At 56.0% G+C, this 16,395-nt stretch carries 16 protein-coding genes and 1 tRNA gene; 6 read left to right on the top strand and 11 right to left on the bottom strand.

Features of this window, described 5'->3' with window-relative positions:
- Positions 1 to 206 precede the first annotated feature (206 nt).
- On the bottom strand, positions 207 to 689 hold the full coding sequence (locus tag Pan97_RS20060) for a division/cell wall cluster transcriptional repressor MraZ (RefSeq protein ID WP_105349770.1): 483 nt from the start codon (positions 687 to 689) through the stop codon (positions 207 to 209).
- Between the two features lie 336 nt (positions 690 to 1,025).
- On the opposite strand from Pan97_RS20060, the gene Pan97_RS20055 reads away from it, so the two are divergent.
- Positions 1,026 to 2,306: a beta-ketoacyl-[acyl-carrier-protein] synthase family protein gene (locus Pan97_RS20055; protein WP_144975720.1), complete on the top strand. Its 1,281-nt coding sequence runs from the start codon at positions 1,026 to 1,028 to the stop codon at positions 2,304 to 2,306.
- Between the two features lie 92 nt (positions 2,307 to 2,398).
- Positions 2,399 to 2,674 carry a hypothetical protein gene (locus Pan97_RS20050; RefSeq protein ID WP_144975718.1) on the top strand — a complete coding sequence of 92 codons (276 nt, stop codon included), beginning with the start codon at positions 2,399 to 2,401 and terminating at the stop codon, positions 2,672 to 2,674.
- Positions 2,675 to 2,725: 51 nt separating this feature from the next.
- On the opposite strand, the gene Pan97_RS20045 is transcribed toward Pan97_RS20050, so the two are convergent.
- Positions 2,726 to 2,811 (bottom strand) — tRNA-Leu (locus Pan97_RS20045).
- 93 nt (positions 2,812 to 2,904) lie between these two features.
- Positions 2,905 to 4,302 carry a PP2C family protein-serine/threonine phosphatase gene (locus Pan97_RS20040; RefSeq protein WP_165698866.1) on the bottom strand — a complete coding sequence of 466 codons (1,398 nt, stop codon included), beginning with the start codon at positions 4,300 to 4,302 and terminating at the stop codon, positions 2,905 to 2,907.
- Positions 4,303 to 4,825: 523 nt separating this feature from the next.
- Between Pan97_RS20040 and Pan97_RS20035 the strand changes: the two genes are divergently transcribed.
- A complete protein-coding gene (locus Pan97_RS20035) occupies positions 4,826 to 5,326 on the top strand; it encodes a hypothetical protein (RefSeq protein ID WP_144975714.1) in 501 nt (166 codons plus the stop codon).
- Positions 5,327 to 5,334: 8 nt separating this feature from the next.
- Here Pan97_RS20035 and Pan97_RS20030 read toward each other — a convergent pair whose 3' ends face one another.
- The 3 genes from Pan97_RS20030 to Pan97_RS20020 form a co-directional block, all read right to left on the bottom strand.
- On the bottom strand, positions 5,335 to 6,741 hold the full coding sequence (locus Pan97_RS20030) for an NAD(P)(+) transhydrogenase (Re/Si-specific) subunit beta (RefSeq protein ID WP_144975712.1): 1,407 nt from the start codon (positions 6,739 to 6,741) through the stop codon (positions 5,335 to 5,337).
- A 77-nt stretch (positions 6,742 to 6,818) separates the two neighbouring features.
- On the bottom strand, positions 6,819 to 7,319 hold the full coding sequence (locus Pan97_RS27225) for an NAD(P) transhydrogenase subunit alpha (protein ID WP_196782162.1): 501 nt from the start codon (positions 7,317 to 7,319) through the stop codon (positions 6,819 to 6,821).
- Positions 7,309 to 8,538 (bottom strand): NAD(P) transhydrogenase subunit alpha, encoded by a 1,230-nt coding sequence (locus Pan97_RS20020; RefSeq protein ID WP_144975710.1) that lies wholly within the window; start codon positions 8,536 to 8,538, stop codon positions 7,309 to 7,311. Before Pan97_RS20020 ends, Pan97_RS27225 begins: the two co-directional genes overlap by 11 nt.
- Positions 8,539 to 9,025: 487 nt before the next feature.
- On the opposite strand from Pan97_RS20020, the gene rplM reads away from it, so the two are divergent.
- Together rplM and rpsI are read left to right on the top strand one after the other, a co-directional pair.
- Positions 9,026 to 9,487 carry a 50S ribosomal protein L13 gene (rplM, locus tag Pan97_RS20015; protein ID WP_144975708.1) on the top strand — a complete coding sequence of 154 codons (462 nt, stop codon included), beginning with the start codon at positions 9,026 to 9,028 and terminating at the stop codon, positions 9,485 to 9,487.
- A 79-nt stretch (positions 9,488 to 9,566) separates the two neighbouring features.
- Positions 9,567 to 10,088, top strand: a complete 522-nt coding sequence (rpsI, locus tag Pan97_RS20010; RefSeq protein WP_144975706.1) for a 30S ribosomal protein S9 — start codon at positions 9,567 to 9,569, stop codon at positions 10,086 to 10,088.
- Between the two features lie 102 nt (positions 10,089 to 10,190).
- On the opposite strand, the gene Pan97_RS20005 is transcribed toward rpsI, so the two are convergent.
- From Pan97_RS20005 to Pan97_RS19990, 4 genes are read right to left on the bottom strand one after another with little or no spacing between them, the layout of a single operon-like run.
- Entirely contained in the window at positions 10,191 to 11,258 is a 1,068-nt protein-coding gene (locus Pan97_RS20005; protein WP_144975704.1) for a DNA polymerase III subunit, read from the bottom strand.
- Complete coding sequence (gene tmk, locus Pan97_RS20000) at positions 11,255 to 11,896, bottom strand: dTMP kinase (protein WP_196782161.1); 642 nt, start codon at positions 11,894 to 11,896, stop codon at positions 11,255 to 11,257. The genes Pan97_RS20005 and tmk overlap by 4 nt, the downstream gene beginning before the upstream one ends.
- A 47-nt stretch (positions 11,897 to 11,943) precedes the next feature.
- The gene (locus tag Pan97_RS19995) at positions 11,944 to 12,951 is read right to left on the bottom strand and encodes a helix-turn-helix transcriptional regulator (protein ID WP_144975702.1); all 1,008 of its coding nucleotides are present in this window, start codon (positions 12,949 to 12,951) and stop codon (positions 11,944 to 11,946) included.
- Positions 12,878 to 15,175 carry a TolC family protein gene (locus Pan97_RS19990; protein WP_165698865.1) on the bottom strand — a complete coding sequence of 766 codons (2,298 nt, stop codon included), beginning with the start codon at positions 15,173 to 15,175 and terminating at the stop codon, positions 12,878 to 12,880. The genes Pan97_RS19995 and Pan97_RS19990 overlap by 74 nt, the downstream gene beginning before the upstream one ends.
- A 232-nt stretch (positions 15,176 to 15,407) precedes the next feature.
- Between Pan97_RS19990 and Pan97_RS19985 the strand changes: the two genes are divergently transcribed.
- Positions 15,408 to 15,755 carry a hypothetical protein gene (locus Pan97_RS19985; protein ID WP_144975698.1) on the top strand — a complete coding sequence of 116 codons (348 nt, stop codon included), beginning with the start codon at positions 15,408 to 15,410 and terminating at the stop codon, positions 15,753 to 15,755.
- 90 nt (positions 15,756 to 15,845) lie between these two features.
- Here the strand turns inward: Pan97_RS19985 and Pan97_RS19980 are convergent, their stop codons facing one another.
- On the bottom strand, positions 15,846 to 16,337 hold the full coding sequence (locus Pan97_RS19980) for a YciE/YciF ferroxidase family protein (protein ID WP_144975696.1): 492 nt from the start codon (positions 16,335 to 16,337) through the stop codon (positions 15,846 to 15,848).
- Between the last annotated feature and the right edge of the window lie 58 nt (positions 16,338 to 16,395).

Here is a 16,395-nt window from a genome sequence, read left to right as displayed (position 1 = left end):
GGGCTTGCGCACAAAAAAGCCCCGCGGTTGAGTGGACTATTCTCAACCGCGGGGCCGTAGTTTGCTAGGGAATTTAAAGGTAGGCATCCATGCCTGAAAGGCCATCCCTGGTATCTTGTCATTGATCCGAGTCGTTACGGAACAAAACAGGGTTAACGACGTTCGATCAATTCCCTAGCAAACGAGTGACTCCATGCGATTTGGTATTAGCCGCTGAGCTGATCCAGCAACGATCGGAACTCCGGCATCTTCTCTTCGAGATTATTGAGCCACGCTTCTGGCTTCCAGATTTCGACACACACGGCGGCACCGACGATCAAGACTTCTCCGCCGGCTTCGACCCCCAAGAACTCCCGAAATCCCTCCGGTATCAGCAATCTCCCTTTTCCGGCCAGCGTGACGTTGCGTTGTCGTGTGGAAAGTAGTCGACCCAAGAGTTGGACGTCCGCAATTTTGTTTTCCAGCTTGCCAGCGGCGATCTTCGCGTGAACCAAGTTCACTCCGGCATCCAGCTTTCCTTGCCACTGCGGTCCGTTCCATAAGCTCAAGCATCCCGGCCGTTCTTTGACCAGGATCAGGTCGTCCCCCTTTGGTGAAATGAGGTCGGTAATCTGCGTGGGAATCGACAACCGGAACCGGTCGTCCAGCGTGCGGCTGTATTCCCCCAGAATGAACTCGTCCGACCCCATGCGTTTTTGTTTTCATACAGGAAAACCGCCAAACGCCCTTTTTGGGTTAGTTTCCCACGTCAATAATGTGTTTTGATCCTTTGTGGGTTAATTTCCCACAGCAGAGAGTTTATCCGGTGCACGCCGTTTGACAACCTTTCTTGAGCAAAATTTGGCAATTCTTTACAGATATGCGGTTTTCCCGGGCATTTCTTTGTCTATGGCTTCGCAAGAAACTGAACTGGAACCGAAATCCGGGATTGGGTAACTTTCCCACACGATGGCCTCGAAAGCCCGCTCGATAGGGAGATCAAGCGGCGAGGCAGCTATGGCACTCCAGCGGTTGGAATACGCAACTTGACCAAAGAAGACGCGAAAGATCCGGTTGTCATTACCGGAATCGGACTGATCACATCGGTCGGAAAGGACCGAGAATCGACCTGGGCGTCGATTCAGCGCGGAACGTGCGGAATTCGCCGTATGACCGGCATTTCTCCCATTGAAGACAACCTGGTACTGGGGGCACCGGTCGATCTGCCCGAAGGCTATGAACCCCGGCTGAAGATTCTCACGCTCAACGAAATTGCCGCCGCCGAAGCCCTGAAGGACGCCCAAGTTGACCTGGGCAACATCGATCGAACTCGGTTCGGCTGCGCTGTCAGTGCCGGCATGGGGGACGCTCGGTCGATTTTCAATGTCCTTGATCTTCCCGGTAAGACGTGGCCAGTCGCCGGCGGGCTACCTCACGAACAATTCTTTCCTTGTACGCCTTCGTATCACGTAGCACACACGTTTGGCCTGGATGGCCCGCGGCTTTCGCACTCGACGGCCTGTGCCAGCGGTTTGGTCGAGCTCGGCTGTGCGGTACGGGCCATTCGCGACCGCCAGTGTGACATCGCTTTGGCTGGCAGTGCCGAAGCGATCGATCCACTTTTCGTCGCCGGATTTCGCAAAATGCGAGTTTTGTCGGACGACGCCGATCCCGTTCATGCTTGCCGACCCTTTGATAAGACGCGTAATGGTTTCGTCATCGGGGAAGGTTCGGCCATGTTCGTGGTCGAACGGCTCAGCCATGCCTTGGCGCGTGGGGCGAAGATCTATTCTGAAGTTCTCGGCTGCCGCATGCTGGCCGAAGCACACCATGTGACCGGCATCGATATGCAGAGCGACGCTTTGGAGCGGCTCCTGCGGATCACCTTGAAGTCGAGCGATTTGGGCCCGCGTGACGTCGACTACATCAATTGCCACGGCACCGGCACCCAGCAGAACGATGTGAACGAAGCTCGCGGTATCCGAGCTGCTTTCGGCCCGTTTACCAATCGGCTTTGTGCCAGTAGTATCAAGTCGATGGTCGGTCACTCGTTGAATGCCTCTGGCAGCATCGAACTGGCGATGACCGCTCTGGCACTTCGCGACGGCTTCGTTCCGCCCACGTCCAATCTTCGTAGCATCGATCCCGAGGTCGATATGGATTGCGTTCCGCTGGTGGGGCGAGAACGGAAAATCCAGCATGCGTTGAAGCTCTCGGTGGCCTTTGGTGGGCACCTCGTGGCTGTCGCCCTTCGCCGTTGGAACGATTCCAAGACCGGGTTTGCCTATCCCCAGCGTCACGCGGACGATATTCGTCGAGCCGCCTAACGAAATTTTGCCGAGTACGCTGATTTCTCAAATCGGCCGTGTTACGATAGAAGTACTCGAAAGTACATATTTCTATCGACGGCGAATCTACCATGTCAGAGTTCAAACTTCCCCCGCTCAAAAAGCCAAAAAAAGGGGAAGCTCCCAAGTTCACCGATTCTGGTCTGTTGACCAAGCGAATCGTGAAGCAGGTTGAATCCTACTTGCCGATTATTCTGAATCGGGTCAAAGCGGGGCAGGACATGGAGAAGGTCGTCCGCGACATCGCCCAGCATGCCGGCGTCGAACCGGACATGGTGGCCAAATACGTTCAGGCCGTGATCAAGGCCGGGTCGAACCAGGCAGCTTCTGGCGGATCGCTGCTTTGATCTGCACATGAAAAAAGGACCTGCGAAATGAATCGCAAGTCCTTGTTCAAGTGGGCCCGACTGGAGTCGAACCAGCACGTCCTAAAGCGGACACTAGGCCCTCAACCTAGCGCGTCTGCCAATTCCGCCACGAGCCCACAATTTCGGCTTTACGCCAAACAAAGCAGTCTACGCGAAAGCCTTGAAAGGTCAAGTAGGGGACACTCTCGCCCCTGCAAAGTTCGCGCGAACTAGTTGTCCTCTTTGCGTTTAACGAAAACGAGCGTCTTATCAAGCGAGCCCGAGAGAACCGCCCGATTGAGTCGTTCCTGGACAGCCCGCAGGATCCTGTCCGAAGGCAAATCGAGGTGGCGAACCACCAGGTCGCAGAACTTTGCCTGCCAGTTTTTGCCATCCAGTTCCCGAAGTGTTTCAATCAGCCCAGAGGAGAGCAGGGCCATGACTTCGCCGGGTTGCAGCATCGCGGAGGCCAATTCCGGCTCGACGTCGGGGCCGCTGCCCAAAGGCCAGGAGTTGTTCCACAGTGGTCGGACCGAGTTTTGCTTGAAAGCGAATCCTTGGACGTGGCCACATGAACCGGCTTCCATTGTGCCGAGCATTGGGTCGAAGATCGCGTAAGCGAGCGAGGCGAAATGGTCACCGGCCGATGCTGCCCAGAAGGTTCGATTTACGCGGTCGAGCATGACCTCGGCCGTATGGGCAATCCGGCAATTCGCTTTTACGGCGGTCGCCAGGCTCGTAGAGGTCATCACCGCATCGAAGTTATCGTCCATGGCATCGCCAACGAAGATCGCCAACTTGCCATCTTCGATGACCGCCCAGTCATGAAAATCGCCTCCCATTTCATTGCCTTGCTGGGTCCAGGCCGAGACGTCCCACCCTTCCACCAGTGGTTTGACGTTGGGGAGCTGAGCCCTTTGGCGATCGGCGATTTGATTCTTTTGGCGAGCGAGCTTCTGCGTCGTACGGCGTTCGGCGATCAACTGATCTCGTTCCAGGTCGACGGCCAATTTACCAGCGATGATTTCGAGAAGATTGGTTTCGCGATTGCTGAAATCACGAGAGTCGTCGGCAAATACCCAGAGGGTTCCCAGGGGTGTCGTCGACGTCGCAACAGGAATGCAGACGGCAGATGGAACATCTTCGGGGCATGGCCAGTGAGGAAGCAGTTTCGTGTCTTCCAGGACGACGGCGTTGCCGGACAAGGCTTCCAGGTCGGCCAGGCTGCCTTCGAGTGGCCGCGGCGGATCGAGAAGCCGGCTCTGCGGAAGGTTGTAAGCGGCGCGAAGTTTGAGTTCGCTCGTTGCATCGTCCAGCACGTAAAGTCCGGCTGCGGTAGCACCGGTGACTTCGACGGCCGAAGCCAGTGCTGCTTCGAGTCGGTCGGCCAGGTGATCGACGGCGGGGTGCGCCACAACAGGAATGTGTGTGGCCAGTTCCGCTTCGCGTTGGCGGATGGCGACACGAAGTCGGTCGATCTCGGCCAGCAAAAACTCGAGGCCGCCGGCCAATCCGCCGAGGTTTTCAAGCATGGCAGCATCGTCGACGGTTCTTGCCTGCGCACCTTCATGCGCGTGAAGTTCAAGTCGCGACATTTTTCCGCCCCGAGTCACATGTTGCTGCGACATGCGTTTCCCCTTTTTGATGGAAGGTTCTTCGCGAAGGGCGAGTCCGAACCCGGTCAAGTCGGTCAGTGCTGCAGAGATCTTCGATAACCCTGGGTAGGCTTCTTGCCTGGTGGGTTCACTAGCTTGCGTCTCTTCGCGGTGGACTCGCAAATAGTTGGGAATCTGTCGGGGCATTGATTGGGCCACGTACTGAAGTTTCGGAAATCTATGCTTCGTCCGTGACCTGGGGTGATAAATGCTAAACCATCCTCCTCGACGGCGCACATTTATCGCGGTGGTATCCATCACCACCTAGTATTCGAATCGTCACCCTTGTCGCTACACATTAGCTAGTCTTCGCAATTTCTCAGGCTCGTGTTCCGAATATGCGACTTGGGAGAGCAGTGCCGTTGGTGCAGCCAATCATTAGCCATGTGTCTTTTGGTCCTTTCACGAAACAGGCAATTCGAGTGACCTAACGTGTCCGCGCGATCACTGAACATCAGAACAGTCATCTTACTAATGGGACTTGGGAGTAAAGGACATGTTTTGGCATTACACGACAGGGCGGCATATTGACGCCATTTTTGAAAGCGGAAAGCTCAAGCCGCAAACACCCCGATGGGCACCAGGCGGGATGCCGGCGGTTTGGTTTTCGACCAACAATCAGTGGGAACCCAGTGCGAACTGCGCATTCGAGCGCCCCTCGACTCGACATCGTTTACTCGGCACGCGTGAAATGACCGACGTGCTTTGCGATGGGCTGTTTCGGATCTCTGTGCGCTCAAACGTTGGTGTCATTACCTGGGGGCAGTACTGCAGCGAAGGTGAGCTGCCCGACCGCAACGTAGAAGGTTGTCGCAGAGTCGCGGCGATCGAAGGATCGCACCCGGGCCGATGGTTGGCTTGTTTGCGTGAGATTCCTGCGGAAGATTGGCTGCAAGTCGAACGCTGGTACGGCAGCCAGTGGGGCGTGATTGAAGGAGTAACCGAGATTCTTCCGAGTTGGAGTGATACGGAATTCCAACTGCAGGCAGCTGGGTAGTGCTGAGTTTAAAGATCTTTGACGGCACTCACGATATCAAGCACCGCCTTCTTACCATCGGCAAAGAACATGAGCGTGTTCTCGGCGGCAAAAAGTGGGTTGGGAATTTTTGCGAAGCCAGGACTGAGGCTACGCTTGATGACAATCACCGTGCGAGCCTTGTCGACTTCAATAATGGGCATGCCGGCAATTGGGCTATTCGGATCGGTATTGGCCAGCGGATTCACAACGTCGTTGGCCCCGATAACAATTGCCACGTCGACCTGCCCCATGGTGGGATTAATCTCATCCATTTCTTTTAGCTGGTCATAGGGCACGTCGGCCTCGGCCAAGAGGACGTTCATGTGGCCGGGCATGCGGCCAGCAACGGGGTGAATCGCGTATTCAACGGTGGCTCCCTTATCTTTCAGTAGATTCGCCAGGTCACGTACGGCGTGCTGGGCTTGGGCAACGGCTAGACCATAGCCGGGAACGAACACCACGCGTTGGGCGTTGTCCAAGATCATGGCAATATCGTCCGCGGAAGTCGAGCGAACGTTAGCGTAGAGTTCGTCGTCCGAACCAAAGGTCCCGCCACCCGCTTGCATGGTGCCGAATAAGACGTTGATCAGCGAACGATTCATCGCCTTGCACATGATTTGCGTCAGAATAATCCCGGACGCTCCGACGAGCGATCCGGAGATGATCAGCACGTTGTTGTCGATCACGAATCCCGTTGCCGCGGCTGCTAGTCCCGAGTAACTGTTCAGCAGCGCAATCACCACCGGCATATCGGCCCCCCCGATCGGCATGACCAGCGTAAATCCGAGTGCAGTAGCACAGATGAAAACGAAAATGAAAGGCCAACCCATTCCGGTCGAAGCCATGACGGCCACGAGAATTAGAAGCACGACCGCTAATACGGCATTGAATGCCTGAGGGGCAGGGATGGGAAGTGGTTTCTCGAAGATTTCAATCTCTTGCAGCTTTCCAAATGCCACCAGCGAACCCCAGAAAGTGACCGTTCCGATCAGGCCTGATATGCCAATCGCCAACATGACGTCCGCGGTCGCTCTGGCGTCGGTGAGCCCAAGGAGTTCGGCACCAGCCACAAAGACAGAGGCTCCACCACCCAGTCCATTAAATAAAGCAACAAGCTGTGGCATCTGCTTCATCTCGACCTTAACGGCCAGGAAAATCCCAATCCCACTTCCGATCACCAGCCCCACGGCGATCAGTAGCCACCCAACCCAGGAAGCGCCTCCATCGGCGAAGATAAGGTAGGACGTGACGACGACGGCAATCAGCATCGCGATACTGCTGATCAGATTTCCGCGAACGGCCGTGCGGGGATGAGCCATCATCTTCAGACCGAAGATGAACATAACGGCAGCCACTAAGTAAACCAGATTCACGATGATGTGGGAGTCGAGCACGGCTGCTCCTTCTTGTTGCTAAAGTCCGACCACATTGGCACGTGCCCGCCACTGGGGTGTGCCCTCCGACATCTCTTCTATCGCTTTTGGAACATCGACAACATGCGGTGCGTCACCATGTAACCACCGACGACATTGACCGTTGCCATAATGATGGCCAACAGGCCCAGGAATGAGGCGAACCAGTTCGCGCCCAAGGCTGTTGACAACAGGGCACCGACGATCGAAATCCCTGAGATCGCGTTCGATCCCGACATTAATGGCGTATGCAGGGTCGGTGGCACCTTGGTGATGATCTCGAAGCCAACGAAAACGGCCAGCACAAAAATAGTGATGCTGCCCACCAACGCAGTCCACTTGGTGTATTTAGGCCCGGCCTCGGAAGCTTCTGCTTGGCTCATTTCCTCCGCAGGTGCCTTGGGCGAAGCGTCCGTGTCGCTCTCTTGCTGAGAGGGCTTAGCGGCTTCAACTTTGTCAGTGCTGGGTGCCTCTTTGCCGTCCTGGGCAATCGAGCCGTTCAGTCCCAGGCTGCCCGCAAATACGACGACCATGCACAGAATTAGCAGGTTACGAATCACTTGGTTTCTCCTGTTCGGACGATTCTGTGTTCGGTTCTGGTTTGGGGGCTTCTGGTGGTGAAAGTGGAGGCAGCTGTAGCATCTCACGCAGGCGACCGTTGACAACTTCTCCATCGCTGGTTGCGATTGTGCCTGCGACGATCTCGTCGTCCATATTCACGTTGAGCTGCTTGTCTTTCACCATGTTGAGCAGGAACTTGGTGATGTTGTGCGAGAACATCTGGCTGGCGTGATTGGGAATTTCGCTGGCCAAGTTTGTCGGCCCCAGGATCGTAATTCCGTCGAGATGTACCGTTTGGTCTGGTTCGCTCGGTTCGATATTCCCTCCCCGTTCTGCTGCCAGATCAATGGCGACGCTTCCAGGAGCCATCCGCCGGATGCCTTCGGTGGTGACCAGCAAGGGGGACTTCCGACCGGGGATAGCGGCAGTCGTGATAACGACGTCATTTTCCGAGCAAATCTGGCCCATGAACTCGCGCTGCTTCGTGTAGAATTCTTCCCCGAGATCTTTGGCGTAGCCTCCCTTATCCTGGGCTCCTTCGGCTTCTAGCTGAAGTTGAGCGCACTTGGCACCGAGGCTTTCAATCTGTTCTTTCGCTTCGGGGCGAACGTCGTAGGCCGTTACGACCGCGCCCAATCGCTTCGAAGTGGCGATCGCTTGCAGTCCAGCCACGCCTGCCCCGATGACGAAAACCCGGGCCGGGGAAAGTGTGCCTGCGGCGGTCATCAGCATGGGGTACATCTTCGGCAGATGAATGGCCGCCAGCAGGACGGCTCGGTAACCGGCGATGGTCGCTTGCGAGGACAACACGTCCATGCTTTGAGCACGGGTGATTCGGGGAATCATCTCCAACGCGAAAAGCTTCGCCTGTCGCGAGGCGACTTCCTGGATGGCCGCTAAATTGCCCAGGGGATCCGCCATGCCAATGACAATCTGCCCAGGCTTCATGTGGTCGAGATCCGCCTTGCCGGCGTCCGGGTTGGCTCCATAACTACGGACCTGGAATATGATGTCCGCCTTTTGGAAGGCTTCCTGGCGGTTCTCGACAAGCTCGGCACCTTTGTCGACATATTGCTGATCAGGAAATCCAGCTGCCGTTCCAGCACCCTTTTCGACAAGAATGGTCGCTCCGGCCTTCGTAAGATTGGGGACGGAGCCCGGTACCAGGGCAACACGTTGTTCCCCGGGGAAGTTTTCGCGCAAGACGGCAACTATCATGGTCGGCCTTTCTCGGGAGCACTTGGTGTCAATCAACGATCCGTCATTGCCAAGCCCAGATGGTCATTTCATCATGCCAGGCTTGCGGCATTCCGCTAGGCGCGAGCGTTAGAACGGAATTGTCCCACACCGCTGGGGCGTTGTGAACCCTGAGATTATCCATGTAAGCGAGAGATCAGCATTCCGTGGGAAGTTCTTAGCGTTAGGGAAGATAGACGTCGCTCACCCCCTGGTCAGCTGTTGCTAATGTTCGTAAGTGGACCGTGGGCGACTCGCAAACATCCCTGCCATTTTCTTAATCCGGTCCCTTGTGGGGTTTCACTGACCACGGTAAGATACGTGTTTCTAATTTCCCACAGGATGCCGACAGTAAGTGTAAGGCCTTTTGGGGACTTAGGTTACGAAAGCCACGCGGTTTTTGTGGTTCGAGCCACCCAGCAGTGAGCAGGATGCCGGCTTGAGCCCCAGTAGTGAAATTAACAAAACGATGACGACCAAAACTTATCAAGCCAAACCAGGACAAGTCGAGCAGAAATGGTGGCTCGTCGACGGCGAAGATCAAATCGTCGGGCGTTTGGCCAGCGACATCGCCGTGCGTCTGATGGGCAAGCATCGCCCGACCTACACCCCGCACGTCGATACCGGCGACTTCGTCATTGTCGTCAACGCTGAAAAGGTGAAATTCACCGGCAGCAAGTGGGAACAGAAACGCTACACCTGGTACACCGGTTACACGCGTCAGCGTAGCGAATCGGCTGAAGAACGATTGGAATCGCATCCTGATCAGATTCTTCGCGAAGCGGTTCGCCGTATGCTTCCTAAGAACAAGCTGGCCACCAAGATGCTCGAGAAGCTGAAGATCTTCGTAGGTCCCGAACACAATCACCAAGCTCAAAACCCGGAAAAGCTGGAAGGCCTGGGTCAGGTTCGCCAGAAGAAGCGTAAGTAATTCCAGTAGCCGAAGGTGGGATTCACCCGAGGTCGTTTTCCGATTTCCCCCAATCCATCTGGTCAAGAGTTAGCAAGTTATGTCGACTGCGGATCCTCAAACCGAAGACGTGCAAAACGAAGGCACCGAAGCCACTGCCGTAGAAACCACGACAACCGAAACGGTTGAAGCTACGCCTGCACCTGTCGAGCACGTTGTAAAGACTGACCCCAAGACGGGCGAACACCTCGGCACCGGTCGTCGTAAGTCGGGCGTCGCCCGTGTTCGCGTCAAAGCCGGTACCGGTAAGATCGTCATCAACGATCGTGAACTCGCCGAATACTTCCCGCACGAGCAAGACCAGAACGCCGTCATGGCTCCGATCCGCGATAGCGGTTACGAAGGCAAGATCGACGTCCGCATTCTGGTTACCGGCGGCGGTCCAACCGGACAGTCGGGTGCTTGCCGCATGGGCCTCGGCCGTGCTCTGTTAAGCATGGACGCCGAAGTTGGTCACCAGTTGAAAGACAACGGCCACTTGACGCGCGACAGCCGTATGAAGGAACGCAAGAAGTACGGTCTGCACGGTGCCCGCCGTGGTACTCAGTTCTCGAAGCGTTAATCGCCGAGACCACAATTCAGAACGATTGGAAAGGGCCTTCGTCTTTGGACGGAGGCTCTCTTTATTTCTTGCTCCTTCGCCTTTGTGGGTTAGATCAAAAGTCTAAAGCGTCTCGACGAATCCAGTTCGCGACGCGGTGGCCAGGTCATCCAACCAGGCTTCCACCAGCGTCGCGATGTTCGCGTTGGCATCGAGTTGGATCTCTGCCTCGGCGCATCGTTCCAGGCAGGCTACGGCCCCATCCAGCCCAGCTGGAATGGCTATCACTGCCGAACGAATCTCTGGTTCGGTCGAAGCTTCTTCGGTGCCCAGCTTCGTCAGGTAGACCAACTGGTTTCGATAGAAGTCCGCGGCCAATTCGATCAGGTGAGACAACGCCTCGCGTTTCTTCGGCGCGTCATCTCCCATCTTGGTGAGATAATCGGAGACATCCTTGGCCATTTGTACGCTATGGAAATCACGCTTCGCGAGCGTCGACAGGAGAACTTCCGCGATTCCCTGGAGGCCTCCGTCGCGCAGTTGATCTGCCCGGGCCAGGCTGCCCTTGCTTTGCCTGGCAAGCTTGTCCGCTTCTGGCTTATCGCTAACCCATTGAAGTTCAAGCAGGAGATCCGAGACGATTTCGTCAGGCAGCGGGGCAAAGCGAATGATCTGGCAACGCGAGCGGATCGTCGGCAATTGCCGCTGTTCGCTTTGGCTGATCAGGATGATCACGCTATCGACTGGTGGTTCTTCGAGAGTCTTGAGCAGGCAGTTGGCCCCTTCCTGGTTCAAGTCGTCGGCATCGTCCAGGATGGCCACTTTACGCTGGCCACGGAACGGACGCATGGCAATGTCGTGACAAAGACCGGACTCCATTCGGTGCTGCCCATCGCCGATCAACAACTCCACCGGAATGCGTGTCTTGTCTTTCGGTTTGGAAACGGTCAGAAGATCGGGGTGGGTCAAGGCATCAACTTGCTTACAGTCTTCGCAGTTGCCGCAGGGATGCATGTGGTAGGCCGGCACGTTTTGACACAACAGCGTCTTGGCCAACATCAACGCGAACTTGCGCTTGCCGATGGCAGCCGGTCCGACGAATAGAAACGTACTCGCCAGTCGGTTCTTGGAAAGGGCCGTAGCGAACATCTCTCGGATGCGATCGTGCCCTAGCACGTCGTCCCAATTCATTTCGCTATCTCCTTTAGACGCAATGTGACCGCCTCGCGGATGGCGGCTTGGATCGTATCGATCTCCTGAGTCGCGTCGATGACTGAGACGTGCGGATAGATCTCGGCCTCTTTGAGGAATCCTTCCCGCACGCGATGCATGAACGCGACTCCCTTGGCTTCCATCCGGTCCAGGTCCTTGCCCAGCCGTGGGAACGCGATGTCTTCCGGCAAGTCGAGCAAGATCGTCAGGTCGGGCATGACGCGATCGACCGTTACTTTGCCCACGTTTCGTACGTCTTCCAGCTCGATCCCCGAGGCATATCCCTGGTAGGCGATGTTCGCCAAAAGGTAGCGATCGCACAGGACTGTTTTTCCCGATGCGATGGCGGGGCGAACGACGTCGTCGACCAACTGTGCCCGGGCAGCCATGTACAGCAGCATTTCGGTACGCGGGTGCAGGTCGAGTTCCTTGCGGTGCAGCAAAAGGTCTCGAATTCGCTCGCCAGCTTCGGTGGTACCGGGGTCGCGACACAAGACGACGTCGTGCCCATTTTCCTTCAGCCACTGGGTGAGCAGGTCACGCTGCGTCGATTTGCCGGCCCCATCGATCCCATCGAAAGAGATGAAAATAGGGCGAATTGTTTGCGAATTGGTCATGGCAAGGATTGTAAGGGACGGCAACTGCCCGGCAAAGGATGGAGGACTCAAGTTCCCTTGCCCCTGTCTGCGGGGGAGAGGGCCGGATCGTCGTAGTTTTCGAGAATCTTGCGTGCGTGGCTGGCGATCAATTCTTTGAGCGACTCTGGCTGAAGGACCTTGGCGCGGCTGCCGTAACCCAAGATCCACCAGCTGATCTCGCGGATGCCACTGACTTTCACCTCGAAATCGATGCTCCCGTCCTCGTTCCAGTGAATCTCTTGCGACTTATGCCACTGCACTTCGGCCACGTTTTGGGCGACCAGTGGGTCGAAGCGAACGATAATGTGCTGATCGGGACCAGGTTCGGGGATCATGTGCCAGGCATTTCTCAGGAAGCGGTCGACCTGAAAGTTCTGAGGAATCTCGAATGGTTCCTCGAGGGTTTCGATCTGCTCAATGCGGTTGACTTTGAACGTTCGCACGGCGCGGTGGATCGAACTGCGACCGATCACGTACCAACTGTGCCGGCTGAAAAGGAGCTTGTACGGGGAAAGCTTGGTCTGAATGACTTCCCCATCGAAGATGCTGCGGTACTTGATTCGGACGTTTTGACGATGCCCCGAAGCGTCGACCAGCGACTGGTAGGCCGACTGGGCTCCTTCCGGTTGATGTACCGGATTCAGCTTGATCTCGACCGAGCTCGAGATCTCGCGAAGCTGCCGCTTCATGTGTTCCGGCAGGCTGTTTTCGAGCTTCGTAGCTGCCCGGCGAGCCGAGGAATAATAAGGAAGCCCGGTGCCGTCACCCAGTTCGTGACAAAGGACCATGACCGAGAGAGCTTCTTCCGAACTCAGGTTGGTGGGGGCGAGAAAGTAGGTTTCCGGGATATGGAAACGCTGCCCATTCGAATCGAAAGCGAGCGGCACGCCGGCCGCTCGCAATGTTTCCAGGTCTCGAAAGATGGTGCGTCGACTCACGCCGCACGTATCGGCCATCGAGTTAACGTTTTGCGGCCTGCCACCCTGAAGCAGTTGCAGTAGTTTTAACAGGCGTTGGATTTTGGCCAGGTTCATGAGAGACCGACTTTACAACCCGTCGCGACGTCGGCTGAGCGGCTGGCGTCGGCTGCGGGGTAGTTTTCGATTGACGAACTTCCGAAACCAGTTCGTTCAGTCCCAGTTTATTCCAATCGAGTTCGCTTTTCGATTGGGCTGGTTTGCTGGCGACCTTGGTTTCGGTCGGTGGCTCCAGGCTGACCGCATCGAGCGAGGTTGGCATCTTGGCCGGAGTTGGCGTGCCGATTACTTCACCTTCGGTGGGAGCATCCCCTTCGTAGATGATCGTGCCTTCTTCGACATGGCCGTGGCTGATGCCCCCTTGCGGTACGCTGCCTCGGCTGATCACGGCGGGTCGGGTGTAGCCGTAGTCGACATAGTGGCTGGCCGAGCGGCGTCGGGCATGACCCTTCGCATCGAAGTAAGCCTTTTCTGGCCATGGTCCTTCCGCGAGGAACACGCCGTTGTAGTCGAGCAAGCTACCCTTTCGCAGGTGAACGTCTTTGATGGCGATATTGTATTCGATCAGGGCCTGGAAGTAGGCGATCTGAGCGTCGCTGCGACGTCGCTGAGCATCCAGCAAAAGATCGAGCGTCACGGTGCCGGCATCGTAGGCGGCTTGCACCGAGTCGACTTCCCGGTCGGCTGCGATCAGTCGGTTCAGGTTCGTCTGTACCAGGCTGTAGTTCGAGTCCAGGTCGCGGATAGTGTCGGTCAACAGGTGGGAGATTTCCAGTTCCATGTCTTCTATGACTGCTTTCTCGCGAGCGATCTGCAACTGCACGTTTCGTACGCCGGCCAGTTCCTGGCGGAAGCCGATCGGCATCGAGAATTCCACACCCAGCGTGTATTCCTGGTAGTTCCCTTCGGTGAGCACGTCCCAGGCTTTGCTGTTGATCTCGTTAAAGTTCTTGCCATCGCGATTACCGCGGATCAACTGGTCGCCCAGGCCAAGGAAACGATACAGGGCGACTGCATCCATCTGTGGCAGAAGCTGGTTGCGTGCGGTGATCATTTCGATCTCACGCTGCTTGATTCGCCACGATTGACGACGTAGTTCCGGGCTTCGCGAGAGGGCTTCGTCGTGAATCTGGAACCAGTCGAATGCTACCCAAGCATCGGTTGGTTCCGAGGTGGGGCGAACCAGGCGGCCATCGGTTGCCGACAGACCCATGAAGTAGCGAAGGCTACCTTCTGCTTTGTAAAGGTCACGCAAGGCACCTTCGGTACGGCTGCGGAACTCGAAGTATTGCTGACGTGCCTGGGCTTCCTTTTCGGCTTCGCCCCCTTCGGCACCATTGACCATCAACGCGTGAACTCGACGCCAGGTGACCAGAGCACTGTCGCGACCGGTCTTGGCGGCTTCCAGGTTGTGGTAGGCAAAGTAAAGCTGCCAGTAAGCTTCTTCCACGTCGGAAACCAGGTTGCGAATGTTCGTTTCAAAGTCGGCCAGGCTGACGTCTTCCCGAATACGGGCCAGCATCACGTTGACACGATTGACCTGAACACCGCTTCCGCGGAGCAGCGGGTGACGGGCTTCCATTTCCACGTTGGCCAACCACGAACTTGGATAGATCAAGCTACCACGGTTGTTGTAGTCGTAAGTATTGTTCTGACGTAGAAACCACTGGGTACCCGTTGCTGCCCTTTTGGTCAGCTCGAGGTTGGCGGTTGCCAGGTTCTGGCCGAACTCGGAAAGGAAGAACGGGTTGCCGGTGGCGAAGTTTTGAGGGCGATCGATGCGATCCCAATTGAAGTTGGCATTCAGCTGAGCGTCAAACTCGCTCAAAGCGCCCTCGACACCAAACTGAGGATCGGTCGAAACGAGTGCTGGATCGTAGATCGTTGGTGTAGCGTCGTTACGCGTGACCAGGTTGGTAGGGATTGCCTGCGAGGTCAGCGTCGTGCCAGGAATCACCCGGAAGACGGCATTACCACCAGCAGTGCGAATCGCTTTACTGTTTTTCAGCGAGTTGGCTACGGCTTCCTCGAGACTGAGGTTCCAAATCCGCGACTCATCCATTTCAAATGGATCGGAGATCGTGAACGGTGCCTCGGTGTTATCTACCTCGTACAGCCGGCAGTGATCGACATCGGGGTATTCGATGTCGGTTGCCTTATCGAGGTAGAGGCTCAAATCGCCTGACTCTTTGAAGTAAAACGGTTGAGTCGGCTGGCAACCGGTGAAAATCACGGTGCCGATGAGCACGAGCATCCAGGCTTGATGGAACTGGGTTTTCATGGGATACCGAGTCCTGATGCGTAGCGTGCACGTCCTTGTGCACGACACTTCGGAAGAAGTAAATCGCTGGTAGTTGGATGACCTGCTAACCTTCCCGGTCAGCTTGGTCAATTCGTTTGTCTCGGCCCCCCCGGGCCTGAATTTCGTCGTCCCGGCACGCAGGCGCACCAGCATGAGAAAATTCAGTACTAGGGTTATCGTCGTCCTAACCGGCAAACTTTGAGAAAACTTCGTGACCCGCAAAGTTTTACTTCTTGGGGCTGTCTTTGATAGCAATTTTCAGGTGGCAAGCTTGATGGAAACGGCCGAACAATTGATGCAGCACGCGGGCGAGTTGCTCGAAATTCTCGAGAAAGGAGAGCAATTTGCGCCGGAAGACCTGACCGACCTGGTTCACCATGTCGAGATGTTCTGCGACCACTTCCCTGCTAGCGAGGAAGTACCCCGAAAGGTGGCTCGTATGCTCACCGAACTAGTGCCAGCATTGGATGCGGCCAGCCAGAATTACGGAGAAGCCGATGCCAATCGGATTCAAGACGCGGCCGGCGCGCTCTTTGTCGTGATGCTTGAGAAGCTATAACTGCCAAAAAAATGCCTCAGTGGAAATGAATTCCACCGAGGCAGGTTTACTGGATACTAAGCAATGACCGACTTACTGGATCGATCGTTGCTATGCCATCGCGGCTGCGTTGATCTTCTTCTTGGCAAGCTTGGTCAACTTCTTATCCGCTTGCTCTTCATCATTTAGGTTTTCACCCAGCAGGGAGTGGGCCTGGGTGTAGCCTAACTTCTTTGCCCAGGTACAAAGTGTTCCGTAGGTCGCGATTTCGTAGTGTTCGACCTTTTGGGCCAAGGCGATCAGCATGGCATCCATGACTTCGGGATCGGCATCTTCCTTCATTTCATCAGAAGCTTCTTCGATCAGGCCAGCCATCGCTTCACACTTCTTTGCCCGGGCGGCCTTTCCGGTCTCCTCAAAAGCCTTCTCCGCTCGTTCAACGTGCTGCTTCGTTTCCTCCAAGTGTTCATTGAAAGCATTGGCTAGTTCTTCACTACTAGCTTTCTTGGCCATCTTGGGAAGCGCTTTGAGGAGTTGTTTCTCCGCGTGATAGATATCGCGAAGTTCATCGTAAAAGGCGTCTGCAAGACTATTCATAGACATGTCGAGTTCTCCTCGGCCGGGGTGAGTTTAGTAATACGTCACTGCATCCTGTGCAAGC

It is taken from the genome of Bremerella volcania (assembly GCF_007748115.1).
GTDB classification, from domain to species: Bacteria; Planctomycetota; Planctomycetia; order Pirellulales; family Pirellulaceae; genus Bremerella; species Bremerella volcania.
This window is presented reverse-complemented; position numbering and strand designations above follow the sequence as displayed.